We start from the raw sequence: 24,573 nt of genomic DNA, 5'->3' as shown, positions 1-24,573 counted from the left end.
GCCTATCCGCTCAGCGACTCACAATTCAATTCACTGTCGCCAGGGGAGCCCCACCCGCTACACCGGGGCTGAGAGAGCGTCCGACGCTGACCCTGGAACCTGATCCGGTTTGTACCGGCGGAGGAAGTGCGACATGCCTTACCTGACGTCAGCCGTGCTGGGCGCGGCTCTGTTGTGTTTTGCCTTTCTGGGCCTGCGGGCCCGCCGGGCCGAAGGCCCCCTCGATGACTATGTGACGGCGCGTAACTCCCAGAGTGCGCGCTCGTTGGGTGTTTCCTTTCTGGCCTCCGGCATGGGGGCCTGGATTCTCTTCGCCCCGCCCGAGATCGGCGCCATGGTGGGCCCCCTGGCGCTGCTCGGTTATGCGCTGGGGTCGGCCCTGCCGCTGGTGGTGCTCAGTCTGTATGGGCCGATGATCCGGCGCTACCTGCCCGAGGGGCGGAGCATCGGCGAGTTTGCCGAAGCCTGTTATGGCGCCGGGGTGCGCCGCTGGGTCACCCTGGTGTCGATTCTCTACATGGGCTGTTTCCTGGCCGCCGAGTTGACCGCCATCGGTGCCATTGCGTCGCTGCTCTCCGAAGTGCCGTCGAGCGCCGTGGTCATCGGGGTGGCCCTCGTTACCCTGACCTATACGGCGGTCGGCGGGCTGCGTGCCAGCCTGGCCACGGATAGTTGGCAGGGCTGGTTGCTGCTGGCGTTACTGATCCTGGTGACGGGGGTCGTGCTCTGGGTGCTGCCGCCCATGCCCGAGCAGGCATCCCTGCCGCAGACACCGCCGATGGATGCCCTCGCGGTGGCCCTGACCCTGGTTATCGCCGTGACCTCCGCCGAGCTCTTTCATCAGGGCTACTGGCAGCGCGTCTGGGCCGCCGAGGACCAGCGTGCCCTGGGCCGTGGCGCCCTGTTGGGTGGTGTCGGGGTGCTGTTGGTCATCATGGCCATCGGCGGCCTGGGCATGCTCGCGGTCATGCATGGGTTGTCGCTCGGTGAACCGCCCATGCCGTTCTTTGCCCTGCTGTCCGAAGCGCCGGGCTGGCTGGCCATTCCGGCGCTGGTGCTGGCCGTGACGCTGGTCGCCTCGAGTGTGGACACCCTGCAGACGGCCATTGCCTCGTTGGTGGTGGCCGGTTCCGGCCGCAGCGGCCTGTCCGTCGGCGCGGCGCGTCTGGTGACCGTGGGCCTGATGTTGCCAGTGGTGGTCATTGCGTTGCAGGAGCTTTCGGTACTGCGCCTGTTCCTGATTGCCGATCTGTTGTGCGCGGCGACCATCGTGCCGGTGCTGCTCGGCGTCTGGCGACGCATGGGCTCGCTGGCGGCAATGGTCGGCGGCATGGCGGGTCTGGTGGGTGCTGTCGTGCCCGGTTGGTGGGCCCAGGGCAGCCTGCTGGCAGGCATTCAGGCGGCGAGCTTTCCGGGCGGCATTCCGGCGCTCGCGCCCTTTGTCGGGGCCCTGCTGGCGTCGGCGCTGGTCAGCGTGGCCATCGCCATGGCCTGGCCGGCTCCGCGTGCTTCCCTGACAAGCGACGGAGGCGATGCATGAGTAGTATTGCCGAATGGACGCAGTGGGCCGAGCGTCAGGCGTCGCCGCGCCTGACTGAGTGGTTGCGGGAAGTCAGTGAGCCGGACTGGTCGCGGACCGTGCACCACCCGTTATTCGATGCGCTGGCCGCCAGGCGACTGACAGACCAGAAATTCGCCGCCTACATGGTGCAGGACTATGGCTTCGTCGACCCCTTTACCGCTTTGCTCGGACAGGCGATCGGTCACGCTCCCGGTATGCAGGATCGGGTCGTGCTCGGGCAGTTCATGGGCATGCTGACCAGTGACGAGAACAGCACCTTCCAGCGTACCTTCGAGGCCTACGGTGTGTCGGCCGAGGCCGAGTACCTGCCGGCCACGCGTGATTTTCGACAGCTGTTGAAGGATACCGCCCTGCATCAGGAGGGCGCTCGGAGTACGCGCTATGCCGAAATGCTGGCCGTGTTGGTGGTCACCGAGTGGCTGTACCTGGAGTGGGCCACGCGTGTCGAGCGCTCGGAGGGGCTTCAGCCGTTGATGGAAGAGTGGATCGACCTGCATGACAATCCTGATTTCCGAACCTTCGTTGCCTGGTTGCGGCGGCGCCTGGAGGAAGAAATGTCCCGGCTGGAGGATGAGGCGTTCGCGGGTGTGGTAAAACGTTTTCGCGAAACGGTGGCTTGTGAGCGCGCTTTTCACGATGCCGTTTATCACGCTGACTGAAGTGGCGGCGCGCTGTATGGCCTGATCGGCGGCATCGGTGCGCGGCAAATGCGCTGTTTACGGGTTGCCAGGCCGACCGCGGACAGTCACCCTTTAAAGCCTGACTAGCAATCCGAAAAGGGCCTCAGCATGAGCAATACTCCAAGTGATCCACGCCGCCGGCATTCCGCCCCGGTGGTCGATGGTGTCGGCAAGTCGGCCAGTCGCGCGATGCTGCGCGCGGTTGGCTTTTCCGATGAAGACTTCACCAAGCCCCAGGTCGGGGTGGCCTCGACCTGGAGCCAGGTGACGCCGTGCAACAGCCATATTGCCGAGCTGGCGGAGCAAGCCAGCCAAGGCGCCGATGCCGCCGGTGGCAAGGGCGTGATCTTCAACACCATCACCATTTCCGATGGCATCGCCAACGGGACCGAGGGCATGAAGTATTCCCTGGTGTCGCGGGAACTGATCGCTGACTCCATCGAAGCCGTGGCGGGCTGCGAAGGGTTCGACGGCGTGGTGGCCCTGGGCGGCTGCGACAAGAACATGCCGGGCTGCGTGATGGGACTGGCGCGTCTGAATCGCCCGGGTGTCTTCGTCTATGGCGGCACCATCATGCCCGGTGCCAACCATACCGATCTGGTGTCGGTGTTCGAGGCCATGGGAGCGCACAGCCGCGGCGACATGGACCTGATCGACGTCAAGCAGATCGAGGAAACGGCGATTCCCGGTCCCGGTTCCTGCGGCGGCATGTACACCGCCAACACCATGGCCTCGGCGATCGAGGCGCTGGGCATGAGCCTGCCGGGCAGTTCGGCGCAGAATGCCATCTCGGACGACAAGCGGGCGGACAGCCACGCGGCCGGCGAGGCGGTGCTGAACCTGCTCGACAAGGACATCAAACCGTCGGACATCATGACCCGCGAGGCCTTCGAGAACGCCATCACGGTGGTCATCGCGCTCGGTGGCTCGACCAATGCCGTGCTGCACCTGATCGCCATGGCCGACACCATCGGTGTGTCGCTGAGTCTCGAGGACTTCACCGAGATCGGCCGCCGGGTGCCGGTACTCGCGGACCTGCGCCCCAGTGGCCATTACATGATGAGCGAGCTGGTCGCCATCGGCGGCATCCTGCCGTTGATGAAGATGTTGCTCGAGGCCGGCATGCTGCATGGCGACTGCCTGACGGTGACCGGCAGGACCCTGGCCGAGAACCTGGCGGACGTGGCGCCGTATCCGGATGACCAGTCGATCATCGCGCCGCTCGACGCCCCGCTCAAGAACGAGAGCCACCTGCGCATTCTCTACGGCAATCTGGCGCCGGAAGGGGCCGTGGCCAAGATCACCGGCAAGGAAGGCACCCACTTCACCGGCACGGCGAGGGTGTTCGGCTCCGAGGAGGAGGCGCAGGCGCGCATCAATGACGGCGTGGTGGTCGCCGGCGATGTCGTGGTCATTCGCTACGAGGGGCCGCGGGGCGGTCCGGGCATGCGCGAGATGCTGACGCCGACCTCGGCGATCATGGGGCGCGGCCTGGGCGATCAGGTGGCCCTGATCACCGACGGTCGCTTCTCGGGCGGCAGCCATGGCTTCGTGGTCGGCCATGTGACGCCGGAGGCCTTCGATGGCGGCCCGCTGGCGCTGGTGGAGGATGGCGACACCATCACCATCGATGCCGAAGCCAATACCATCGATGTGAGCCTGGATGACGCGGAGCTGAAGCGGCGTCGGGCGGCCTGGCAGCGCCCCGAACCGCGCTATACCCGTGGCGCCCTGGCCAAGTATGCCAAGGTGGTCAGCTCGGCTTCCATGGGCGCGGTGACCGACCGGCTGGACTGAACCGGCAGACGCGCCACGCAACAAAAAAAGGGCCCGATGAGCGGGCCCTTTTTTATGATTGCCCGGTACCGGGCGCGCGCGGGTCGCTTACTCCGAGACGGCGGAGCGCATCATGTCCTCGAAGGACTTGGCATTCTCGGGCAGCTCGAAGATGGTCGCGTCGGGTGTGGAATCCGACAGCTCGGCGAGCTGGAAGCGGTCGCCGAAACGCAGCATGCCGAGCTCGCGATCCTGCAGCTCGGTGGCAATGGGGTCCGGCTCGCCGGTCATGCTGCGCTGGTAGTCGTGGAAGGCCGCCATCATTTCGCGGACCTGGGCGTCATCCGTCAGGACGAGTTCGTCATCATGGCGAGTGCCGCTCTTGTCGGTCCACTGAATGTTGTAGACCTCGCCTTCCAGCCCGGCGATGGTTTCGGTGCCGCCGGTGGCCTCCAGTGAGTCCACCTGCTGCGCCTGCTGGCCGGTCATGGTTTCGGCCTGGCCGCCGCCCATGTTCTCGGCCATTTCCTTCATCTTGGCCATGTCCATGACCATGGTCTGTCCCTGCATCTGGGTGACCATGTAGCCCTTGCCTTCGCGCAACAGCATGAAGCCGGCCTGGGACTGATCGGGAAAGTCCATGCGCAGCTTGTCGCCGGCCCAACGGACCTTCATGTCGACGCTGCCCTGGTTGGAATGAGCCTGCAGGGTGGCCTGACCATCGGCCAGTACAGGAGTCGCAACGGCCAGGCCCAGGCCGCAGGCGATCAGGCTGGTGGCGAGATATCGCATGGCACGTCTTCCTCTTGAAGCAGTTCGTGGCGTCGTGAATTCCCGGCGTGCAGAACGCTCGGCCGGGCCGTCAGTACGTCGAAAGTTCATGGTCAATGGTCTCTCGCAGGATCTGCAGTTCCGCAAGCGAGAGTTGCTCCAGGCGTCCGGACAGCAGGTCACTGACCTTTTGCAGGGGCAGGCCGGCGCGACGGGCGATGTCGCGGCTACCCAGATCGGAAACGGCGATCAGCCGGGTGATGATGCGCATCAAGCGCGTGCGTTGCTCCAGATCCCTGACATCGAGGTCAGGGCAACTTCGTGGAGGAGGATCGCTGGGATCCGAATCGCAGGTGTGACTTACCGTACTCATGTGGCTCCAGTTGGACGGATCGACAGGGACAGCATGACGTCTTTTTCACACGTTCGCCAGTCTTGTGCAAGCTTGTCGCGCAAGTCGGCGATGGGTAGCGTGGGCGAGGCGGCAAGCAGGCCTTTGCGCCCGGGGGATGCTAACGTGGAATTCCTGGCTGGCCCCCGCCGCACCGGGCTGCTAGCGTTTGCAGGGCAGCCGAGGCTGTCAGCGATAACACGACAACAAGATGTGATCCGATCCGATCGCAGCGAATGTACCGCAACGGAGGTTATTCATGCGCGCTATCAATTACGCTCTCGCGGCTTCACTACTGGTGGCCGCACCGGCGGCCGTCGCCCAGCAGCAGCTGTCCATTGCGACCGGTGGCACCGGTGGCACCTATTACCCCTACGGCGGTGGTCTGGCCGAGCTGATCAATGAACACATCGAGGGCTATGATGCCGTGGCCGAGGTGACCGGCGCCTCGGTGGAAAACATGGGCCTGGTCTGGCGCGGTGATTCCGACATGGCGCTGGCGCTGGCCGATACCGTCTATCAGGCCTACAACGGCACCGGCGACTTCGAGGGCCGCCAGCTGGAGAACATTCGCGCCCTGGCCTCCGTCTACCCGAATGCGGTGCAGATCGTGACCATGGCGGACTCGGACATCGAGTCGCTCAGTGACCTGACGGGCAAGGTCGTCTCGGTCGGCGCCCCCGGCAGCGGCACCGAGCTCAATGCGCGTGCCTTGCTGGAGTCCAATGACATCAGCTATGACGACTTCGAGGAACGCCGCCTCAACTTCAACGAGACGGCCGATGCCCTGCGTGACGGGGATATCGATGCCGGTTTCTGGAGCGTGGGGCCGCCCACCAGTTCCATCATGAACCTCGCCACCACCCGCGATATCCGGTTGATCGGCCTGACGGACGAGGAAATGGCCAACGCCCAGGATGAGGTGCCGGTGTTTGCTCCCTATGAGCTGCGTGCCGACCTCTATGAAGGCATGGAGTCGGCGGTGCAGACCATCGGCATTCCCAATATCCTGGCGACCAGTGCCGAGCTCGACGAGGAACTGGCCTACCAGATCACCAAGACCCTGTACGAGCACACGGATCAGCTGATCGCCATCCACCCGGCGGCCAATGACACCACCGTGAAGTTCAGTGTCGATTCCACGCCGATTGCCTTCCATCCGGGGGCACTGCGCTATTACGAAGAGCAGGATGTCGAGATCGCCGATCGCCAGCGCCCCTGATGCGCTGGGGCGCCTCGTGGCCCGGCCGGGCGGGGCCTCTCCTGCGGCCGGGCCGGTGGTTGCTGGTCGTCGCCCTGGCGGGCGCGCTGACATCCGGCCCGGCCAGCGCCGATTGCGCGGCCTACCAGCTGCGGGTCAGTGATGCCGGGGGGCGCACCCTGGTGACCCTGCCCATGCCGACCGGGGCCGGCTGGTGTCTGGCCTGGAATCATTCGGTGGAAGGTTTCACCGTGCATGATTGCTATCGCAACCGTGATGGGCGCATGGTGCTCGAACGCAGTCATCTGCCCGATTTCGCCGCCGGGCTCGATCATATCCCCGGCCGTGGCCGACAGGTATCCGATGGGCAGGGCGGCTACTGGATCGAGGATATCGACGAGCCGGTGCCCGGCGACCGGTATCGTCTGCGTGTCGGCTCCCGGCAGGTCAACCACCGCCTGATACGGCATGGCACTCCGAGTCTCCAGGCACTGATCGAGCGGGACCGGGCACAGGGCTGTCAGGTCGCCAGTGCCCGGCTCGAGGGTGAAGAGTCGGTGGTGATCAGCCTCAGTGAGCTGGCGGCCGACCAGGCCGTCACCCTGGGGCTCTATCCGAACGGCTAGGCCATGAACCGACATGGTCTGGCGATTTTCCTCGTCACTCCCTGCGCTTCGGGGGTGACCCTAGCATTCGCCGCTGCGAGAGATTCTCCATGAGTGAACCGGGTAATTCCCCCGTCATTCCCGGCAGTCAGGCCCAGCACTCGCGTCCCGTGCTGTGGCTGATCACCCTGGTTGCCGTCGCGTTGTCGTTGTTCCAGCTGTATTCCGCCGGCATCGAGCCCCTGGGGCTCTTCTACCAGCGTAGTATCCATCTGGCGTTGATCATGATGCTGGCCTTTCTGATGTTTCCGGTCTTCGGCCCTGATCGACCGCGTGGCGCCATCGGCTGGCTGGTCGATGCGCTGTTCTTCGCCGGGGCGGTGATCACCGGGGGCTATCTGGTGCTGTATCTCGACGAGATCATCAATCGCGCCGGCTTCTGGAGCCAGACCGATATCTTCATCGGCTGTATCGCCACCGTGACCGTGCTGGAAGCGAGTCGCCGGGCGGTCGGCCTGGGCATGACGATCATCGGCCTGCTGGCCATTCTCTATGCCTTTGCCGGGTCGCGCGGGGCGATGCCCTGGCTCGGCGAGTGGTTGCCGGGGATTCTCGAGCACCGCGGCTATGGCCTGGATCGCCTGGTGGGGCAGCTCTATCTGGGGCAGGAAGGCATCTTCGGGCTGCCCATCGGAGTGGCGGCCACCTATATCTTTACCTTCGTGCTCTTCGGCGCCTTCCTGGAGATCACCGGGGCCGGCAAGTTCTTCATCGACCTGGCCTATGCGGCCACCGGCAAGCAGCGTGGCGGGCCGGCCAAGGCGGCGGTCATCGCCTCGGCCGGCATGGGCTCGATCTCGGGCAGTGCCATCGCCAATGTGGTGACCACCGGCGCCTTCACCATTCCCTTGATGAAGCGCCTGGGGTATCGGCCGCACCAGGCGGGCGGCATCGAGGCGGCGGCATCCACCGGCGGGCAGATCATGCCGCCGTTGATGGGCGCCGGGGCCTTCCTGATCGCCGAGTACACCCGCATGCCCTACCTGGAGGTGGTCAAGGTCAGCATCCTCCCGGCGATCATGTATTTCGGCACCGTCTATCTGTTCGTGCACATCATCGCGCTCAAGCAGGGCATGCAGGGCATGAGCAAGGACGAGCTGCCGCAGGTGCGCGATGTCATGGGCACTGGCTGGCATTTTCTGCTGCCCCTGGCGGTGCTGATCTGGTTGCTGGCCATCAACCTGTCGCCCTCGCGGGTGGGCTACTACGCCATTCTGACGATTCTGCTGGTGACGGCCCTGCGCTTTATCATCTGGATGGTCTTCGTGGGCCCCAGGCAGGGCCAGCCGGTCACGGCGAGTGCCGTCATGCTGGCGGTGCGCAATGGGGCACTCAAGGTGATCGAGGGCCTGGAGCTCGGCGCGCGCAATGCCGTGGCGGTTTCCATGGCCTGTGCGGTGGCCGGCATCATCGTCGGGGTGGTGGGCCTGACGGGGCTCGGCCTGAAGTTCTCGGCGATGATGATGGCCTTCTCCAACGGTCATCTGCTGCTGGCCCTGGTGATGGTGCTGCTGGCCAGCCTGGTGCTGGGCATGGGACTGCCGGTGACGGCGAGCTATATCGTGCTGATCGTCCTGGTGGGCCCGGCCTTGACCTCGGAGTTCGGCGTGCCGCTGCTGATCGCGCACCTGGTGGTGTTCTGGTACTCCCAGGATTCCAATGTCACGCCACCGATTGCCCTGGCGGGCTTTGCGGGGGCCGCCATTGCCGGCAGCAAGCCCATGGATACCGGCTTCCAGGCCTGGAAGTTTGCCAAGGGGCTCTATCTGATTCCGTTGTTCATGGTCTACAACCCGGAGATCATCACCGGGGGGCCGGTGCCGTTGCTGGTGTGGACGGCGTTGACCGGCTTTCTGGCGCTGGGCGCCTTCGCCGCGGCCCTGGAAGGCTATCTGTTCACGCGCATGTCGTGGCCCGTGCGACTGGTGCTGGTGCCGGCGATGATCGCGGTCTTCTACCCGAGCCTGATGGCCGAGATAGTGGGCGCGGCGGTGATGCTGGCGCTGATCGTCGGCAACTGGCTGGCCAGTCGGCGCGAGATGGCGGTGGGCTGAGCCCTCGCCGTTGCATGGGCGGGGTCCGGTCAGCGAGTCAGTGTCACGCTGACCGGACCCCGCCCGCCGATGGTTGCCGTCTGGCGGGGCCGGGCTCTCAGGATCTGCCGCTTACTGAGCCGGTTGCTCGGAGTCGGCGGAGGCGTCCGGCGTGGGTTCCTGCATGTCGGTGGCCTGCTCGTTGACCTCGTCCAGCGAGTCGGCCGTTTCACCCTGTGCCTCGGCGTTTTCGGCTTCTTCCTTGAGCATGTCCTGCTGGGCTTCCTGCAGGCTGCTGCCATCCGGGGTGGCATTGACGGGTTCCAGGACCAGGGTCACGGATCCCGTGTCAGCCTCGGCTCCGACCTGGACGACATGCCGCGATGTCGTGGTCCACAGCAGCTCGCCCTCGTCGCCGTGCAGGGCGGCGCGCAGGCTATGGGTATGCTCGGGGTTCACCTCGCCGGTGGCGTAGTCCAGACCGAATTCGGCCGGCACCTGGTTGCCGGGTGTCACCTCGGTTTCGGCGATGGTGGTCGCCGGGGCATCGGCACGCGAGATATCGCGCAGGCTGATGGTGACACTGGCGCCCTCGGGCAGCGGGATGTCCGTGGCGGAGAACTCCAGCACACCCTCGATACGGCGTGTCACGGACTCGCCTGCCGAGCTGCCCTGTTCGTCCCCGGTGTTCGACGCTGTGTCTGCCTGTGTTGCGTCCTGCTCCGAGGAAGGGGGCTCGGCATTATCCTGCTGTGCCTCCTTGGCATCATCGCAGCCCGCCAGGGCGAGTGTCCCGGTGAGGGCGGCGATCATTAGCAGGTGACGTTTCATGAGCATACTCCATAACGGCGTGGGTGCAGGGACTCGATATGTGACCAGATATTAACAATCTAGTTCGCGATCGGCATGCATTCCGTCGGTGTCGGGCGCGCATCCCTGGCATGGCCGGGGGATCATGGCGGGGAACGGCATTCGGGTAAGGTAGGCATGGCGTGGCTCTGCTAGAATGCCCGATTTCGACTTGTCCGGGCACCGATGCGTCCTGCATGCGGTGTCATCAGTGTTGGGTGAAGCCTGTTTCGCGAGGAGCCTTGAATGCCAGCTAACGACTCGCCGCGCGTCGGCGTCATCATGGGATCCCAGTCCGACTGGCCCGTCATGGAGCATGCCGTTGATATGCTCGAACGCCTCGGGGTCGCGTACGAGACGCGGGTGGTGTCGGCCCACCGTACGCCGGACCTGCTGTTCGATTACGCCAAGTCGGCTGCCGAACGCGGCCTGCAGGTGATCATCGCCGGCGCCGGCGGGGCGGCACACCTTCCGGGCATGGTGGCGTCGCAGACGGCACTGCCGGTGCTCGGGGTGCCGGTGGAGTCCAAGTCCCTCAAGGGGATGGACTCGCTGCTCTCCATTGCCCAGATGCCCGGCGGTGTGGCCGTGGGCACTCTGGCCATCGGCAAGCCGGGCGCCATCAATGCCGGCCTGCTGGCGGCGCAGATCGTCGCCCTGCAGGATGCCGCGGTGCGTCGGGCGGTAGAGAGCTTCCGTGCCGAACAGACCGACAAGGTGCTGGACAACCCCGATCCGCGTCCCCATTCAGAGTGATCTCAGCGAGGTAAACCAAGCATGAATATCGGTGTACTGGGTGCCGGCCAATTGGGCCGCATGCTGGCCCTGGCGGGCTATCCACTGGGCAATCGCTTCACCTTTCTGGATACCACCGGCAACCCGAGTGCCGGGATCGGTGATGTCATGGTGGATACCGATCAGCAGCACCTGACGGAGTTTCTGGCCAAGGTCGATCTGGTGACCTATGAGTTTGAGCACCTGCCGGTGCCGCTGGTGCAGGCCATCGAGGAACACAAGCCGGTGCATCCCTCCAGCGAGGCGATCCGCGTCTGCCAGAACCGCGCCGAGGAAAAGGCACTGTTCGATCGGCTCGCCATTCCCACGCCGGCCTATCGTCTGGTCGAGAGTGCCGAGGCGCTCGAAGCGGCGGTACGCGAGCTGGGCACTCCGGTGGTCGCCAAGTCGGTGACCGATGGCTATGACGGCAAGGGCCAGGCGGTCATCAAGGACCCGGCCGATGCCGCCGAGGCCTGGCGCTCGATCAACCATCCCCGGCTGATCGTCGAAGCCTTTGTCGACTTCGTGCGCGAGGTATCGATCATCGCCGTGCGCGGCCGCGATGGCCAGGTAGTCTTCTATCCGATGGCCGAGAACCTGCACGTCGACGGCATCCTGCGCTATTCGCTGGCGCCCATGCCGGACCTGGACGAGGCCGTCCAGCAAACTGCCGACGAGTACATTCGCGCACTGCTTGATGAACTCGACTATGTCGGCGTTCTGACCCTGGAGCTCTTCCAGGCGCGTGACGGTAGCCTGCTGGCCAACGAGATGGCGCCGCGCGTGCACAACTCCGGCCACTGGACCATGGACGGCGCGGTGACCAGCCAGTTCGAAAATCATCTGCGCGCCATCCAGGGGCTGCCATTGGGCGACACGACGGCCCGCATGCCGTCCTGCATGGTCAACGTGATCGGCCAGGAAGGCGAACCGGCGCGCCTGCTCGAGATCGAGGATGCCCACCTGCACCGTTACGGCAAGAGTGAGCGTCCCGGCCGCAAGCTGGCCCACGTCAATCTGCTGGCACCGAGCCATGCGCAACTGGTCGACAAGGTGCAACGCTGCGCCGAGCTGCTGCCCGGTGCCCCGACACCGCGGTTCAGTTTCGAGTGACGCTGACGCCCGGGTATCCGGCCCGGGCGGCTCAGGACGAGTGACGCAGCAGGCGCAGTCCGTTGCCGATGACCAGCAGGCTGGAGCCCAGGTCGGCGAACACTGCCATCCACAGGGTCGCCTGACCGGTGAAGGCCAGGGCCATGAAGACGGCCTTGATGCCGAGTGCCAGCACGATGTTCTGGATCAGCACGCGGTGAGTGGTGCGTGCCAGGCGCAGGAAGCTCGGTAACTTGCCGAGGTCGTCGTCCATCAGCGCGACGTCGGCGGTCTCGATGGCCACATCGCTGCCGGCCGCCCCCATGGAGAAGCCGATATCGGCACGGGCCAGGGCGGGCGCATCATTGATGCCATCGCCGACCATGCCGGTCACGCCGTGGCGACTGTGTTCCTCGATGATGGTGAGCTTGTCCTCGGGCAGCAGTTCTCCCCGGGCACTGTCGATGCCGGCTTCCGCGGCGATGGCGGCCACGGCGTGGCGGTTGTCGCCGGACAGCATCAGCGTTTTCACCCCCAGCCGGTGCAGGCCCTGGATGGCGGCCAGACTGGTGGGCTTGAGCGGATCGCGCACAGCGAAGAGTGCCAGTACCCGGTCGGCTGAGCCGAGTGCCACGACGCTGGCGCCGCGTCGCTCCAGCGCCTCGAGGCGTTCGGCGAGCGTCGCGTCGAGCAGGCCCCGGGCATCGGCCAGCCGGCGATTGCCCAGCCAGAGTGCCTGGCCATCCACCCAGCCTTCGATGCCCTGGCCCGGGCGCTCGCGGACGTCGTCCACCCGGCCGTCGTTCGAGCCCGCGGCGAGGGCACGCTGAATGGCGGCGGACACCGGGTGGGTCGAGCGCCCGGCCAGCAGCGCGGCCTGCCGTGCCAGGTTCTGGTGGTGTGCCGCCGAGGCGTCGCCGAGCGCTTCCCAGTGCTCCAGTGCCGGCTCGCCCCGGGTCAGGGTGCCGGTCTTGTCCAGGGCCAGCCAGCTTAGACGCCGCCCCTGTTCGAGGAAGCGTCCGCCCTTGATCAGGATGCCGGCCCGGGCTGCGGCAGAGAGGCCGCTGACGATGGTGACCGGGGTCGAGATGACCAGCGCGCAGGGGCAGGCGATCACCAGCAGCACCAGGGCGCGGTAGATGCCGTCCAGCCAGGCCCCGCCGACGAGCCAGGGCCAGGTCAGGGCGGTGAGTATGGCCAGCACGAAGACTACCGGCGTGTAGACGGCGGCGAAGCGGTCGATGAAGCGCTGGGTGGGCGCCTGGCTGGCCTGGGCCTGCTCGACGGCATGAATGATGCGCGCCAGCGTGGTGTCGCTGGCCGCCCTGGTGGTGCGGATGTCGAAGTCGCCGTCGTGGTTGATGGCACCGGCGAAGACGCTGTCGCCCGGGGCCTTGTCGACGGGCAGGCTCTCGCCGGTGATCGGTGATTCGTCCAGGCTGGGATGGCCGCGCACGACCTCGCCGTCCAGCGGCAGGCGCTCGCCCGGCAGGATGCGCACGACCTCGCCGATGACCACGTCCTCGGCGGCCACGCTTTCCCAGTCTCCCGCCGCCGTGCGTCGCCGGGCCTGGCGGGGCGCACTGTCGAGCAGGTCGCGGATGGCGCGGCGGGCGCGTTCCAGGGAGCCGGCCTCGATGCGCTCCGCCAGGGTGAACAGGACCATGACCATGGCGGCTTCCGACCAGTGGCCGATCAAGAGGGCACCGGTCACCGCCACACTCATCAGGGCGTTGATGTTGAGAGTGCGATGACGAATCGCCACCCAGCCCTTGCGCCAGGTCGGCAGACCCACCAGGACGATGGCCAGCAGGGCAAGCAGCGGCGAGAGCCAGTCGGTCCAGGGCCAGGGCGTCCAGCCGGCGATTTCGGCCCCCAGTGCCAGCAGTCCCGCCAGTATCAGCCGCCCCCAGCGCGGCTCGTTGCTCTCCGGTGGCGCATCGGTGTCATCCTCATCGTCCAGGGGGCGGGGCGTCATGCCCAGGTCGCGCACGCGCGCCTGCAGCGCCTCGGTGTCGGCGTCGTGATGGTGAATGCTCAGCACGCGGCCCATCAGGTCGAACTCCAGGGCGGCGACGCCGGGTGCCGAGGTCAGGGCCTTGCGCAGCAGGGCTTCCTCGGTGGGGCAATCCATTTCCTGGATACGCAGGCGCAGGGTGTCGCTGTCCGCCGGGGCGGTCACGGTCTCGCCGGGCTCAGCTTGATGGCCGCCGCAGCAGCCATGTTGCGGAGAGGTGTCATCGGACATCTCGGGCTCCGTTCGTGGTATCTTGCTGTCATCACACACCCTATAGCCTGTATAGGGTCAAGCCAGGCAGGAGGTCGACGATGAAAATCGGTGAGCTGGCGACTCGCACGGGATGCCGGGTCGTGACGATTCGGTACTACGAGCGGGAAGGGGTGCTGCCGGAGCCGGCGCGAAGCGAAGCCAATTACCGACTCTACAGTGAGACGCATGTCGAGCGTCTGTCCTTCATTCGGCATTGCCGGGCGCTGGACATGACGCTGGACGAGATTCGGGCCCTGCTGGCCTGTCACGATCATCCGGCAGACGCCTGCCATCGGGCGGATGCCCTGGTCGATGAACACCTGCAGCATGTCGAGGCGCGTATCGAGCAATTGCAGACGCTCAAGGCATCGCTCGAGGGCCTGAAAGGCCGTTGCCAGGGTCAACGCCCGGCGGCGGAGTGCGGCATTCTCTCTGCGCTGGCACAGCCGCTTCAAAAGGAGGCGGTGGATGAAGGCGCCGAACACGTCCCTGGGACGCACCCTCGTGTCTGAGTAAGGGGCTGTTATACCTGCCGCTGCGATTTCTCTCGTTTATCATCCCTATAAAATCAGTCTTATGGGAAGGGTAAGGTGGTACTTAGAAAAATTTACGTTTTGTCGCATTTAGGATCATGTTGTTCGTATTTAGTGTCAGTGCTGATGTGGCTTTGTGAGACTTTCATAAAGAGTTTGCCAACTAAGGAAACTAGACATGAAAAAAACAATGTTGACGGCTAGCACCTCTGTGGCACTGATGGTGATAGCTTCTCAGGCCTGGTCGGACGTACAGACACTCAAATTTCACAGCGGGCTAGCGGAGTCTCGGCCCGAAGCGGCACATCTTGAGGATTTCGCCGACCTCGTAGATGAGTATTCCGACGGGCAGTTGCAGGTCGATGTCTACCACGCGGGGTCTCTCGGCCTGAAAGAAGCTGACATGCTGCGCATAATGCAGCGTGGCATGGTTGATATGGCGCTTATGTACGGTGAGTATTATAACCGTGATGCCCCGGAAATGGCCTCAGTCTATGCCCAAGGAGCGATTACCGAGGCAGAACAACATCTCGATATTTTGCCCACACTGCGCGAGCTGTATCGCGAAGGGTATGCCGATTGGGGTGTCCATACTATTGGTGGCGTTGTTGCCCCGGTGTTCGATGTGGGCCTGCACTGTAAGGAGCCAATCAACACCCTTGAGGGGCTGCGTGACAAAAAGGTGCGTGTCTGGTCTGGCCACCTTGTCGAAACCTTCGACCGTCTAGGTATCTCGGCTCAAGTGATTCCCCAGAACGACATGTATCTGGCCTTGCAGACCGGTGTCGTGGACTGTGCCTACTACCTCTCAACAGTGGCGAAGACGGTTTCCCTCCAAGAAGTAACCGAATATGAGGCCTACCTGCACCCTTGGGCGGCTTCACCTTGGATGTTCGGGGTCAGTGATAAAACCTGGAATAGCTTGGACAAGCAGCAGCAGGAAGTGCTGACTCGTGCTGGTGAGGAGATATGGAAAGAAACCCGCGATCAAGCGGTAGATCCGGAGCGTGAGGCAGAAGCCCGTGAAGAGAGGAAGTCCATGGGTATCAGCGTTCTTCCGGCGTTCCCGGATGATGATGTGCAGACTTTTGTGGATGCGGCTTGGAAGGCCTGGCATGAAATGGCTAGCGAGGCCGGGGATGAGGGGCTTCGTTACTACGAGATCGTTACCGGTGAGCTGCAGGGTAGCTCCAAGTAAGCTGACCCCAAAAGGAGAGGCATTTCATGAAAGTCTTGTCTGCATGGTTAGACAGGCTGGTATATGGGGTTTTTCTGATAGGTGTGTGCGGCGGGGTGTTCATGACTGGCTTAGTGCTGGTCAGCACCCTGATGAGATATCTGGCTGGAAGTCCAATCGGGTTTTCTGATGAACTTTCTGGTCTGCTTTTTCTGGCCCTCTCGTTTCTATCACTCCCCCACGTTTTGAATACCAGTCAGCACATCCGCATCGATATGTTGGTGCGTACTTTCTCTGCCCGGATGGCTGTGGTAGCCAATATTTTTGCCAATGCAATCTTTGTAAGCTTCGCTTTCATTTTTGCGTATGAAGCTTGGCATTTCATGGCCTTTTCGCTTCAAATAGGCTCGAAATCTGAAATAAGCGGGATGCTTTTATGGCCTTGGATGGCGCTAATGCCTCTTTCGATGCTGCTATGCATCCTGATCATTTTAAGAAACGGGCTGCGGGGGATTTTTAGCCACGACGCGGCCTCATCCGGGGAGAGCCTTTCATGAGCTGGGCAATTCTGAGCGCAGGCCTACTGGTTTTTCTGGGTAGCGGCGCTGTACTAGGTTCGGCCTTGGGCCTTACCGGCTTCATCTTGCTTCATTTCCAAGCTGATGGGTCGTCAGCGTTGGCGATCAATTCGGCGTGGAACTTGCTGACCGAGTTTACTCTCAGTGCCGTCCCGTTGTTCATCTTCCTGGGAGATATTTTATTAGCTAGTGGCGTTTCAACCCGCGTTTACAACGGGCTCACTCCACTATTCCGGAGGATCCCGGGACAGCTACTGCATACTAATATCGCTGTCTGCACACTGTTTGGCGCGGTGAGTGGATCCAGCACTTCTACCGCGGCGGCTATCGGGTCGGTCGGCTATCCTGAGCTGAGTCGACGCGGTTACTCACCGAGCATGGTGGTGGGCACTCTGGCAGCAGGAGGCACTCTCGGTCTGCTGATCCCCCCCAGCCTTGCGCTGTTGATCTATGGGGCCACACAAAATGTGTCGATCGGCAAGCTATTCCTTGCAGGCATGGTACCAGGCTTATTGATCGCGCTGGCGTTCTTTGGCTGGATCATGGTGCGCTCGAGCTTGGGCACATCAGTCTCGCCGCCGCGCGAAGAAAAGATGGACTGGAGTGCCGTAGGCCGTGGTCTGCTTGAGGTGTGGCCCCTGCCAATCCTGATCTTCTTTGTGCTCGGCACTATCTACATGGGTATTGCCACACCTACCGAGGCGGCGGCCTTAGGGGTGACGGCTAGTATCGTGCTCGGTATGACTTGGGGGGATCTCGACCTAAAGAAGCTTTGGGAAGCCTTCAAGCATGCTTCGGTTATGTTTGGCGCTATTGCCATGATTCTTATCGGCACCGTTATCCTTTCACAGGCGGTAAGTCTTCTGGGCATGCCTCGGGCAGCGGTCGATGTCATCTCCGGAATGGGGTTGGATCGCTACGGAATCCTGTTGATGATCGTGGTTGTCTACCTGCTGCTCGGTTGCTTTTTCGACGGCATATCCCTGTTGCTTATGACCCTGCCCATCACTTTCCCGATGGTGACTAGCTTAGGCTTCGATCCAGTATGGTTCGGCGTCATCGTAACGCTATTGATGGAAATCGGGATGATTACGCCGCCGGTGGGACTCAATTTGTTCGTGCTCTGCTCCATCACGCATAACGAGGTTACCCTTCCCGATGCTGCCAAGGCTTCGCTGCCCTACTGGTTAATCTTGTTAGGCGCGGTGGGTGCCTTTACAGCTTTTCCGGAGTTGATTCTGTGGCTCCCTAACCTGATGTAGTACGAGTGGCTCTCGGTGAGCGCTCCGAGGGCTTTCCAAGGCGCTGGGGCGTCGACATGGCTCGTATCATGTCGGTGTGCCTCTATGAGGTTTATGCCGTCAAGATGACAAGACTCACCGGTCACACGTATGGCGAAAAGTGCCCGATTCGACAGTCCCTTAATCAGCAAGAACCGGGCCTTCATCGAGGTGGAGGCTGGGGAGGTACCGATCGTGGACAGCCGGCGAGTTGCTTTTGTCCTGTTCGAGAATTTCTCCCTGATGGCCTTCACTGGAGCTATGGATGCCTTGGTGACGGCCAATCTGGTCAAGGCGCCGGTGGAATACGAGGCCACAGTCGTTAGTCTCAATGGTTGTCGGGCCATGAGCGACCTGGGCATCGAAGTCGCCGTCGATGGCCCACTGGAGGATCTTCAGGAAGAGGTACTCGATTACCTTATACTATGCGGCGGCTATCGCCTTGAGATGAATACAGATCCCACGCTCAGAGTGAAGCTTCGTGCTGCGGATTATGCAGGATGCATGCTGGGAGGACTGTGGAATGGCGCGTACTTCATTGCCGAGGCCGGCCTTCTGGACGGATACGAATGTGCATTCCATCCCGACGGACGCGCCATGATGCTGGAAGAGTTCCCCACAGTGAAAGTTTCGTCGCAGAGCTACGTTCTGGATCGTGACCGGGCGAGTTGCGCCGGCGCCAACAGCTCTCTGGACATGATGCTATCGATCATTAGTCGGGACTGCGATACTGCCTACATCAGCGCTATCGAAGAGGTGCTGAGCTGTGACAAGGCTATGGAGGCAATCGATACCTCTGTAATCAGCATCGACCGGGACTTGTCATTGCCGCAGAGCCTCAAGAATGCACTCGAGCTGATGAGCCAAAACATCGATGAACCTCTATCGATTAACGAGCTGACAACTTGTGTCGGAGTGTCGCGGCGTCAGCTGGAACGCTTATTTGGCCGTTGCCTAGAAACGACGCCGGCGCGTTATTACTTGGAGCTGCGGTTGACTCGAGCGCGCCAGTTGCTACAGCAGACAAACAAAAACCTGGCCGACATAGCAGTGTCGTCTGGGTTCGTCAGTATTTCGCACTTTCGGCGCTGCTTTAGCCAGCTGTTCGGTGTATCACCAACATGCTTTCGAAAGACGTCGCATCCTGAATGATTTAGGTCTGGAATGGTACTAGACTGGGCGCTCTTCAATCCCAAATGGAAACGGCCCCGCCGAAGCGGGGCCGCAGGGTCATGACCGAGTGGCCATGATGCCAATGCGATGAAAAATCACTCGCTGAAGTACTTGGCGTGGATTTCCTCGTAGGTGCCGTTGTCCTTCAGCGTGGCAAGGGCCTCGTTGAAGGCTTCCGCGAGGGCTTCGTCGCGCTGACGGAAGGCGATGCCGAAGCCTTCACCGAAGTATTCCTTCGGTTCGGTGATCTTCTCGCCGACGGTCTGGTAGTCACCGGCATCGCTGTCGAGCAGGGTGGACTTGCCGATCGGGAAGTCGAGGAAGACGATGTCGAGGCGACCGGAGTCCATGTCCAGCACCATGTCGTCGGCGGTGGCGTAGCGGTTGACGTCGGCCACGTCGCCGTACAGGTCGGTCACGTAGTTGTCCTGCAGGGTGCCGCGCTGCACGCCGATGGTCTTGCCTTCGAGGGTCGCCTCGCTCGGGCTCTCGATTTCGGTGTCGGTCGGCGCGAACCAGGCGGAGGGCGGCGTGATGTAGGGCTCGGAGAACAGTACCTGCTCACGACGCTGCTCGTTGATGGTCATGGACGACATGATGGCGTCGTACTTGCGTGCCTGGAGGCCGGGGATGATGCCGTCCCAGCCCTGCACGACCCACTCGCACTGAATGCCGATCTCGGCACACATGGCGTTGCCCAGCTCGATGTCGAAGCCGGTCAGTTCGCCGTCAGGGGTGCGATATTCCATGGGCTCGTAGGGAACGTCGACGCCGATACGGATATCGCGGACTTCGGCGTTGGCGACGCCGGCGATCATGCTGGCGCCGAGGACGCCGATGCTCAGGAGCTTGCTGAAGTTCATAGGTGTTATCCCTTCTTGTTGATCGTTTCACCGCTTGGGTGGTCACTTGCTTACCATAGCCGAAGGCGGGGTGGCTCGAAAGCCTGGGCGCCGACGTCTTGAACCAACGTTTGTTCGACGCCGCCTTCCCCGCCTTCGCATGCCGCTCAACCGCTGGCCGGCTTGAGGTGGGCCAGCATGCGTTTTTCCAGATGACGGAACAGATAGATGATGCCGAAGGTCAGGCACAGGTAGATGGCCGCCACGAACAGGAAGGCATCGAAAGGTGCATAGAAGCGTGCGTAGACGAAGCGCGCCGCCCCGGTCAGGTCCATGATGGTGACCACGCTGGCGATGGCACTGGCATGCAGCATGAAGATGACCTCATTGCCGTAGGCCGGCAGGGCGCGGCGGAAGGCACTGGGCAGCACGATGCGCCGCAGCATCAACGCCCAGGACATGCCGTAGGCCCGGGCCGCCTCGATCTCGCCCCGCGGCGTCGACTTGATGGCGCCACGGAAGATCTCGGTGGTGTAGGCGCCGGTATTCAGCGTGAAGGCGATCAGGGCCGGCACGAAGGGTTTTTCGAGGATGACCCAGAGCCAGGTGTCCTGAATGCCTTCGACGAAGACCACCCCGTAGTAGATCAGGTAGAGCTGCACCAGCAGTGGCGTGCCGCGGAACACATAGCAGTAGAAGAAGATCGGCAGGCGGACCCAGGCGCGCTTCGAACCGCGGCCGATGGCCAGCGGTACCGCCAGCAACAGGCCGATGATCAGCGACAGGAAGACCAGCTGTACCGTGGTGACCAGCCCCTCGCCGTAATAGGAGAGTGTCTGCAGGGTGAAGATGCTGTTGTCGGCCAGCAGGTTTTTCAGCCAGGTTGTCAGGCTTTCCATCAGTCCACCTCCTCGAAGCCGACGTCATAGCGTTTCTGCAGGCGAGCGAAGCCCCACTCGGAGACACTGGCGATCAGCAGATAAATCGCCGCGACGATAATCATGAAGGTGAAGGGTTCGCGAGTCGCCTTGGAAGCCTCCGAGGCGATTTTCACCATGTCGGAAAGGCCGATCACCGACACCAGGGCCGTGGTCTTGAGCAGCACCATCCAGTTATTGGAGAGGCCGGGCAGGGCGTGGCGCATCATCTGCGGGAAGCGAATGCGCCGGAACACCAGGGTGTGCGACATGCCATAGGCGCGGCCGGCCTCGATCTGGCCGCTGTCCACGGCCAGGAAGGCGCCGCGGAAGGTTTCGCCCATGTAGGCGCCGAAGATCAGGCCGATGGTGCACACGCCGGCGACGAATTCGTTGACGTTGATGAAGATGTCGACATCGAACTGGAAATAGAGCCAGTCGGTGAACTGGTTGATGCCGATCTGGCCGCCGAAGAACAGCAGCATCATCAGCACCAGGTCGGGAACCCCCCGGATCACCGTCGTGTAGAGCGTGGCGAAGCGGTGCAAGGCCCAGTTGCGCGACATCTTGGCGCTGGCCGTGGCCAGACCCAGCAGGATGGCCAGGATCAGCGACAGTACCGCCAGTTCGATGGTGACCAGGGCGCCTTCCATGAGGCGCGGTCCATAGCCGTGCAGGTCGATCATGTGAGTCTCCTCATCCGGGCCATGTCAGTGCTTCGGCGCCAGGAACTGCTTGAGGCGTTCGGAGCTCGGGTTGCCGAGAACCTGGTCGGGAGGGCCTGCTTCCTCGACCTGCCCCTGGTGCAGGTAGATCACCTGAGTGGAAACATCGCGGGCGAAGGCCATTTCATGCGTCACCACGATCATGGTGCGGCCTTCCTCGGCGAGATCACGCATCACCTTGAGCACGTCACCGACCAGCTCCGGATCCAGGGCCGAGGTCGGCTCGTCGAACAGCATGACTTCCGGGTCCATGGCCAGGGCCCGGGCAATGGCGCCGCGCTGTTGCTGGCCGCCGGACATCTGCGCCGGATAGTAGTCGGCCCGGTCATCCAGGCCGACACGCTGCAGTAGCTCATGGGCATGCCGGGTGGCTTCCTGCTTCGACTTGCCGAGCACATGCACCGGGGCTTCGATGACGTTCTCGAGCAGTGTCATGTGGGCCCACAGGTTGAAGCTCTGGAAGACCATGGACAGCTTGGCGCGCATGTTGACGACCTGCTTCCAGTCTTCCAGCTCGCGGCCTTTCTTGGTTTCCTTGAAGCGGATGGTCTCACCGTGAACGATCAGATCACCCTGGTCGGGCTGCTCGAGCAGGTTCATGCAGCGCAGAAAGGTACTCTTGCCGGAGCCGGATGCTCCGATGAGGGTGATGACATCGCCCTTGCTGGCCTGCAGGGACAGGCCCTTGAGAACTTCAGTATCGCCGAAGCGCTTGGTGATATTGCGCACTTCCAGCGGAATCGGGGTATCGGCCATGAAGCGGACTCCAGTTCGGGATAGATCGCCAGGGTCGGCACGGGACGGGATGCGGGCCGGCGAAAAGGTGAGCGATTCTAACAGCCCGAGCGCCACTCGGCAGGCCATGGCAGCCATGTGGCCGGGCGGTACGGGGTTCCTGCGGTAATGATGTAGTGCATGACGACTCCAGTTTGTTGTTATTCTGCGGTGTTTCTCAGCGTTTAAACAACGTTCAACGCAGTTTCATGAGGTGGGCGGCGCCTGCGTGGCAGTGACCAGCAGGGCCGCTCGGGCGCCGAGCTCGACGTTGGCGTTGGGAAAGACCACCCGCAGAGCGGTTTCACCCACCGTGAAGGGACCGGCCTGGGCATCCTCGGCGAGGCAGGTGCCGGGGGCGAACTCGGTGAAGTTGGGGGTGTCATCGTCGAAGCATAGCCGGAAGTCTTCGGCGTGGCGGATCAGCTCGTGCTCGACGCGGAAGAAGGCCATGCGCGACGCCTCGGCCGTCGCGGGCGATTGCCCCGCCAGCAGGGTGTCGAGCATTCGGCCCATGGGGGCCAGGGGCGCGAGGTCATTGTCGCCGAAGGGCAGGGCACGTCCGAGTTCGAGCGTGAAGGCCTGGGCAGCATGGTAGTGCTTGCTGTAATGCGAAAAGGTCCAGCTGTGGGTGTGCTGGTGCAGCACTGCCTGAATGTCGGCACCGGCCAGCCATTGCCACTGTTCCGGTGTGGTGATGGCATCGGCGTAGGGCTCGACCGCGAAACGGGAGTACTGGCTTCCGCGAATGGCGGTGTGCAGGTCGTAATGCAGCCGGCGGCGCGTCGCATGACGCTCGAAGAAGGCGTCCACGGCGTGCATCAGGGTGCGGGCGCGGTCCGCCTCCATGCCGGTGTCGGCCAGGTCGCGTCGAAACAGGCGATTGAGATTGGTCGCGACGAAGCGGGTACCGGCGCGGATAGCCTCGAGGTTGCCGAGTATCACCAGCACCGGACTGCCGAGCGTCATCAGGCCGGCTTCCAGCCGGGCCAGGCTGGCGCCCAGCAGTTCGATGGGCGCCGTTTCATTGCCGTGAATGCCCACCGACAAGACCAAGGCGGGCGCCTCTGGCGCAGCCTTGACGGGCATGAGTTCCAGCAGTCCCGGGCCCGGCACGCGAAAGCGGCCGCCGGGAATCTCGCCACCCCGGGGAGTCGACGCGGTCTCATTCAGGCTCTGTTCCAGCCAATCAGCCAGCATGGCGGGCCTCCGGCCGATGCTGGCGCCGGCTGGCGGTATTCCGGCGTCGCGGATAAGCCGTGGTGATCATCTTGCTCCCGGTCTGATGTTGTTGTCGGTCGCGTTACCTTCACCAGAGTCGGCTGCCGGCTCAATACCCGGCGTCGACTTGATGAAAGCCCGGGGTGCGATAATGAAAACCCTGACCCGCAAGGACGCCGGATGGAAGGAATCAAGCGCCCTGTGTGGCCGTGTACAGCGTGTAGATAGATTGGCTGGCGGTCATCAGCAGGCGGTTCCTGTTTTCTCCGGTAAAGCAGACATTGGCGCAGATCTCCGGAAGCAGGACACGACCGATGAGGGTGCCATCCACGCTAAAGACACTGACACCATCGGTGCCTTCCCCGCCTGAAGTGCCTACCCAGAGGTTGCCTTCGACGTCGCAGGTCAGGCCGTCGTAACCCGTCTGGCTGCTCTCGACGAGTCGTTCGGGTTCACTGAGGGACTGGCCGCCATCCTGCAGGTTGAAGCGGGTGATGGTTGCCGGTTGATCCGGGTGGTGGGAGGGCGCGGTGTCGGTAATGTACAGCTGGCTGCCGTCAGGGCCGAGGGCGATACCGTTGGGCTTGTAGAGTTCGGTGGTCAATACTCTGGGTTCCTTCAGGCCATCCTGCCAGTAGTAGACCGCGGTCTCGAGTTCGAGGGTCCGGCGCTTGCCCTCATAATCCACATGAGCGCCATAGCCGGGATCGGTAAAGATCACACCACCACTTTTCAGGGCCACCACATCATTGGGCGCATTGAGCGGTTTGCCGTTGTACTGATCCGCCAGCACGCTCAGGCTGCCATCCCACTCATAGCGCACCACTCTGGCCGGCGAGTGCTCGCAGGCAATCAGTCGGCCTCGGTCATCGAAGGTATGCCCGTTGGAGTGGCCGACATGGCGTCTCAGCACCGAGACCTCACCCGTAGCCTCGTCCCAGCGCATCTGCAGTGCGCGCGGGATATCACTGAATACGGCATAGCGTCCCACGGCATTCCAGGCCGGTCCTTCCAGCCAGAGGCCGCCGGTCCACTGGCGCTCCAGGGGCGTGTTGAACAGCATGTACTTTTCGAACTGCTTGTCGATGACCTGCCAGGTGGCATCCGGATAGCGCGAAGGCGTGGTGTTGCCGGCCAGCAGGCCGGGGGCGGCGGTTGCGGCCCCCAGTGCCAGGGAAGCAGTCAGAAACTGGCGTCGTTCAAGCGTCATGTCAGCATCCTCTTTTTGTGTCGTGGCTGAGGCGGGAGGGCCCCGCATCGCTTGAAG

The 24,573-nt window shown here is 63.1% G+C and carries 23 protein-coding genes and 1 riboswitch; of the genes, 13 read left to right on the top strand and 10 right to left on the bottom strand.

The features are described from left to right. Positions 1–31 precede the first annotated feature (31 nt). Positions 32–144: riboswitch (TPP riboswitch) on the top strand. The 3 genes from QWY79_RS05025 (at position 134) to ilvD (ending at position 4,059) form a co-directional block, all read left to right on the top strand. Continuing rightward, on the top strand, positions 134–1,540 hold the full coding sequence (locus QWY79_RS05025) for an SLC5/6 family protein (protein ID WP_290270508.1): 1,407 nt from the start codon (positions 134–136) through the stop codon (positions 1,538–1,540). Its footprint overlaps the riboswitch before it by 11 nt. Then, positions 1,537–2,241: a TenA family protein gene (locus QWY79_RS05020; RefSeq protein ID WP_290270506.1), complete on the top strand. Its 705-nt coding sequence runs from the start codon at positions 1,537–1,539 to the stop codon at positions 2,239–2,241. The genes QWY79_RS05025 and QWY79_RS05020 overlap by 4 nt, the downstream gene beginning before the upstream one ends. Positions 2,242–2,370: 129 nt before the next feature. Further along, a complete protein-coding gene (gene ilvD / locus QWY79_RS05015; RefSeq protein ID WP_290270504.1) occupies positions 2,371–4,059 on the top strand; it encodes a dihydroxy-acid dehydratase in 1,689 nt (562 codons plus the stop codon). A gap of 87 nt (positions 4,060–4,146) precedes the next feature. Here the strand turns inward: ilvD and QWY79_RS05010 are convergent, their stop codons facing one another. Both QWY79_RS05010 and QWY79_RS05005 read right to left on the bottom strand, forming a co-directional pair. After that, a complete protein-coding gene (locus tag QWY79_RS05010; RefSeq protein ID WP_290270502.1) occupies positions 4,147–4,830 on the bottom strand; it encodes a hypothetical protein in 684 nt (227 codons plus the stop codon). Between the two features lie 70 nt (positions 4,831–4,900). After that, positions 4,901–5,182, bottom strand: a complete 282-nt coding sequence (locus QWY79_RS05005) for an XRE family transcriptional regulator (RefSeq protein WP_290270500.1) — start codon at positions 5,180–5,182, stop codon at positions 4,901–4,903. 277 nt (positions 5,183–5,459) lie between these two features. Here QWY79_RS05005 and QWY79_RS05000 point away from each other — a divergent pair, with 277 nt between their 5' ends. The 3 genes from QWY79_RS05000 (at position 5,460) to QWY79_RS04990 (ending at position 9,120) form a co-directional block, all read left to right on the top strand. Continuing rightward, positions 5,460–6,422, top strand: coding sequence for a TAXI family TRAP transporter solute-binding subunit (locus tag QWY79_RS05000; protein ID WP_290270498.1), 963 nt, complete (start codon positions 5,460–5,462; stop codon positions 6,420–6,422). Positions 6,423–6,481: 59 nt separating this feature from the next. Continuing rightward, complete coding sequence (locus QWY79_RS04995) at positions 6,482–7,027, top strand: DUF1850 domain-containing protein (protein ID WP_290270496.1); 546 nt, start codon at positions 6,482–6,484, stop codon at positions 7,025–7,027. An 89-nt stretch (positions 7,028–7,116) separates the two neighbouring features. After that, positions 7,117–9,120 carry a TRAP transporter permease gene (locus QWY79_RS04990; protein ID WP_290270494.1) on the top strand — a complete coding sequence of 668 codons (2,004 nt, stop codon included), beginning with the start codon at positions 7,117–7,119 and terminating at the stop codon, positions 9,118–9,120. 111 nt (positions 9,121–9,231) lie between these two features. Here QWY79_RS04990 and QWY79_RS04985 read toward each other — a convergent pair whose 3' ends face one another. Next, positions 9,232–9,930: a YbaY family lipoprotein gene (locus tag QWY79_RS04985; protein ID WP_290270492.1), complete on the bottom strand. Its 699-nt coding sequence runs from the start codon at positions 9,928–9,930 to the stop codon at positions 9,232–9,234. Positions 9,931–10,194: 264 nt separating this feature from the next. On the opposite strand from QWY79_RS04985, the gene purE reads away from it, so the two are divergent. Together purE and QWY79_RS04975 are read left to right on the top strand one after the other, a co-directional pair. Further along, a complete protein-coding gene (gene purE / locus QWY79_RS04980; RefSeq protein WP_141319028.1) occupies positions 10,195–10,704 on the top strand; it encodes a 5-(carboxyamino)imidazole ribonucleotide mutase in 510 nt (169 codons plus the stop codon). 21 nt (positions 10,705–10,725) lie between these two features. Beyond that, on the top strand, positions 10,726–11,838 hold the full coding sequence (locus QWY79_RS04975; RefSeq protein WP_290270489.1) for a 5-(carboxyamino)imidazole ribonucleotide synthase: 1,113 nt from the start codon (positions 10,726–10,728) through the stop codon (positions 11,836–11,838). A gap of 31 nt (positions 11,839–11,869) precedes the next feature. On the opposite strand, the gene QWY79_RS04970 is transcribed toward QWY79_RS04975, so the two are convergent. Beyond that, on the bottom strand, positions 11,870–14,065 hold the full coding sequence (locus QWY79_RS04970; protein WP_290270487.1) for a heavy metal translocating P-type ATPase: 2,196 nt from the start codon (positions 14,063–14,065) through the stop codon (positions 11,870–11,872). Between the two features lie 80 nt (positions 14,066–14,145). Between QWY79_RS04970 and cadR the strand changes: the two genes are divergently transcribed. The 5 genes from cadR (at position 14,146) to QWY79_RS04945 (ending at position 18,806) form a co-directional block, all read left to right on the top strand. Further along, positions 14,146–14,598, top strand: a complete 453-nt coding sequence (gene cadR / locus QWY79_RS04965; protein ID WP_290270485.1) for a Cd(II)/Pb(II)-responsive transcriptional regulator — start codon at positions 14,146–14,148, stop codon at positions 14,596–14,598. A 199-nt stretch (positions 14,599–14,797) separates the two neighbouring features. After that, positions 14,798–15,817, top strand: a complete 1,020-nt coding sequence (locus QWY79_RS04960; RefSeq protein ID WP_290270483.1) for a TRAP transporter substrate-binding protein — start codon at positions 14,798–14,800, stop codon at positions 15,815–15,817. A 26-nt stretch (positions 15,818–15,843) separates the two neighbouring features. Continuing rightward, positions 15,844–16,353 carry a TRAP transporter small permease gene (locus tag QWY79_RS04955; protein ID WP_290270481.1) on the top strand — a complete coding sequence of 170 codons (510 nt, stop codon included), beginning with the start codon at positions 15,844–15,846 and terminating at the stop codon, positions 16,351–16,353. Next, positions 16,350–17,636 carry a TRAP transporter large permease gene (locus QWY79_RS04950; RefSeq protein WP_290270479.1) on the top strand — a complete coding sequence of 429 codons (1,287 nt, stop codon included), beginning with the start codon at positions 16,350–16,352 and terminating at the stop codon, positions 17,634–17,636. The genes QWY79_RS04955 and QWY79_RS04950 overlap by 4 nt, the downstream gene beginning before the upstream one ends. Positions 17,637–17,765: 129 nt before the next feature. Next, entirely contained in the window at positions 17,766–18,806 is a 1,041-nt protein-coding gene (locus QWY79_RS04945) for a GlxA family transcriptional regulator (protein WP_290270477.1), read from the top strand. Between the two features lie 116 nt (positions 18,807–18,922). On the opposite strand, the gene QWY79_RS04940 is transcribed toward QWY79_RS04945, so the two are convergent. From QWY79_RS04940 to QWY79_RS04915, 6 genes are all read right to left on the bottom strand, one after another. Next, positions 18,923–19,690: a transporter substrate-binding domain-containing protein gene (locus QWY79_RS04940; RefSeq protein ID WP_290270475.1), complete on the bottom strand. Its 768-nt coding sequence runs from the start codon at positions 19,688–19,690 to the stop codon at positions 18,923–18,925. A gap of 146 nt (positions 19,691–19,836) precedes the next feature. Next, on the bottom strand, positions 19,837–20,568 hold the full coding sequence (locus tag QWY79_RS04935; protein WP_290270473.1) for an ABC transporter permease: 732 nt from the start codon (positions 20,566–20,568) through the stop codon (positions 19,837–19,839). Then, on the bottom strand, positions 20,568–21,272 hold the full coding sequence (locus tag QWY79_RS04930; RefSeq protein WP_290270471.1) for an ABC transporter permease: 705 nt from the start codon (positions 21,270–21,272) through the stop codon (positions 20,568–20,570). The genes QWY79_RS04935 and QWY79_RS04930 overlap by 1 nt, the downstream gene beginning before the upstream one ends. A 24-nt stretch (positions 21,273–21,296) precedes the next feature. After that, positions 21,297–22,067, bottom strand: a complete 771-nt coding sequence (locus QWY79_RS04925; protein ID WP_290270469.1) for an ABC transporter ATP-binding protein — start codon at positions 22,065–22,067, stop codon at positions 21,297–21,299. 225 nt (positions 22,068–22,292) lie between these two features. Next, positions 22,293–23,285, bottom strand: a complete 993-nt coding sequence (locus QWY79_RS04920; RefSeq protein WP_290270468.1) for a succinylglutamate desuccinylase — start codon at positions 23,283–23,285, stop codon at positions 22,293–22,295. Positions 23,286–23,496: 211 nt separating this feature from the next. Beyond that, entirely contained in the window at positions 23,497–24,516 is a 1,020-nt protein-coding gene (locus QWY79_RS04915) for an SMP-30/gluconolactonase/LRE family protein (RefSeq protein ID WP_290270466.1), read from the bottom strand. Positions 24,517–24,573: the final 57 nt, after the last annotated feature.

The organism is Halomonas sabkhae (assembly GCF_030409265.1).
GTDB classification, from domain to species: Bacteria; Pseudomonadota; Gammaproteobacteria; order Pseudomonadales; family Halomonadaceae; genus Halomonas; species Halomonas halmophila.
The sequence above is the reverse complement of the archived record's forward strand: the minus strand, read 5'-3'. Positions and strand labels throughout refer to the sequence as shown.

Coding starts and splice junctions, on each gene's coding strand:
- QWY79_RS04970 (WP_290270487.1), bottom strand. CDS start 14,065: ATGTCCGATGACACCTCTCCGCAACATGGCTGCTGCGGCGGCCATCAA.
- QWY79_RS04925 (WP_290270469.1), bottom strand. CDS start 22,067: ATGGCCGATACCCCGATTCCGCTGGAAGTGCGCAATATCACCAAGCGC.
- ilvD (WP_290270504.1), top strand. CDS start 2,371: ATGAGCAATACTCCAAGTGATCCACGCCGCCGGCATTCCGCCCCGGTG.
- QWY79_RS04990 (WP_290270494.1), top strand. CDS start 7,117: ATGAGTGAACCGGGTAATTCCCCCGTCATTCCCGGCAGTCAGGCCCAG.
- cadR (WP_290270485.1), top strand. CDS start 14,146: ATGAAAATCGGTGAGCTGGCGACTCGCACGGGATGCCGGGTCGTGACG.
- QWY79_RS04955 (WP_290270481.1), top strand. CDS start 15,844: ATGAAAGTCTTGTCTGCATGGTTAGACAGGCTGGTATATGGGGTTTTT.
- QWY79_RS04960 (WP_290270483.1), top strand. CDS start 14,798: ATGAAAAAAACAATGTTGACGGCTAGCACCTCTGTGGCACTGATGGTG.
- QWY79_RS05025 (WP_290270508.1), top strand. CDS start 134: ATGCCTTACCTGACGTCAGCCGTGCTGGGCGCGGCTCTGTTGTGTTTT.
- QWY79_RS04930 (WP_290270471.1), bottom strand. CDS start 21,272: ATGATCGACCTGCACGGCTATGGACCGCGCCTCATGGAAGGCGCCCTG.
- QWY79_RS04940 (WP_290270475.1), bottom strand. CDS start 19,690: ATGAACTTCAGCAAGCTCCTGAGCATCGGCGTCCTCGGCGCCAGCATG.
- QWY79_RS04985 (WP_290270492.1), bottom strand. CDS start 9,930: ATGAAACGTCACCTGCTAATGATCGCCGCCCTCACCGGGACACTCGCC.
- purE (WP_141319028.1), top strand. CDS start 10,195: ATGCCAGCTAACGACTCGCCGCGCGTCGGCGTCATCATGGGATCCCAG.
- QWY79_RS04935 (WP_290270473.1), bottom strand. CDS start 20,568: ATGGAAAGCCTGACAACCTGGCTGAAAAACCTGCTGGCCGACAACAGC.
- QWY79_RS05000 (WP_290270498.1), top strand. CDS start 5,460: ATGCGCGCTATCAATTACGCTCTCGCGGCTTCACTACTGGTGGCCGCA.
- QWY79_RS04945 (WP_290270477.1), top strand. CDS start 17,766: ATGGCGAAAAGTGCCCGATTCGACAGTCCCTTAATCAGCAAGAACCGG.
- QWY79_RS05005 (WP_290270500.1), bottom strand. CDS start 5,182: ATGAGTACGGTAAGTCACACCTGCGATTCGGATCCCAGCGATCCTCCT.
- QWY79_RS05010 (WP_290270502.1), bottom strand. CDS start 4,830: ATGCGATATCTCGCCACCAGCCTGATCGCCTGCGGCCTGGGCCTGGCC.
- QWY79_RS04975 (WP_290270489.1), top strand. CDS start 10,726: ATGAATATCGGTGTACTGGGTGCCGGCCAATTGGGCCGCATGCTGGCC.
- QWY79_RS04920 (WP_290270468.1), bottom strand. CDS start 23,285: ATGCTGGCTGATTGGCTGGAACAGAGCCTGAATGAGACCGCGTCGACT.
- QWY79_RS04915 (WP_290270466.1), bottom strand. CDS start 24,516: ATGACGCTTGAACGACGCCAGTTTCTGACTGCTTCCCTGGCACTGGGG.
- QWY79_RS05020 (WP_290270506.1), top strand. CDS start 1,537: ATGAGTAGTATTGCCGAATGGACGCAGTGGGCCGAGCGTCAGGCGTCG.
- QWY79_RS04950 (WP_290270479.1), top strand. CDS start 16,350: ATGAGCTGGGCAATTCTGAGCGCAGGCCTACTGGTTTTTCTGGGTAGC.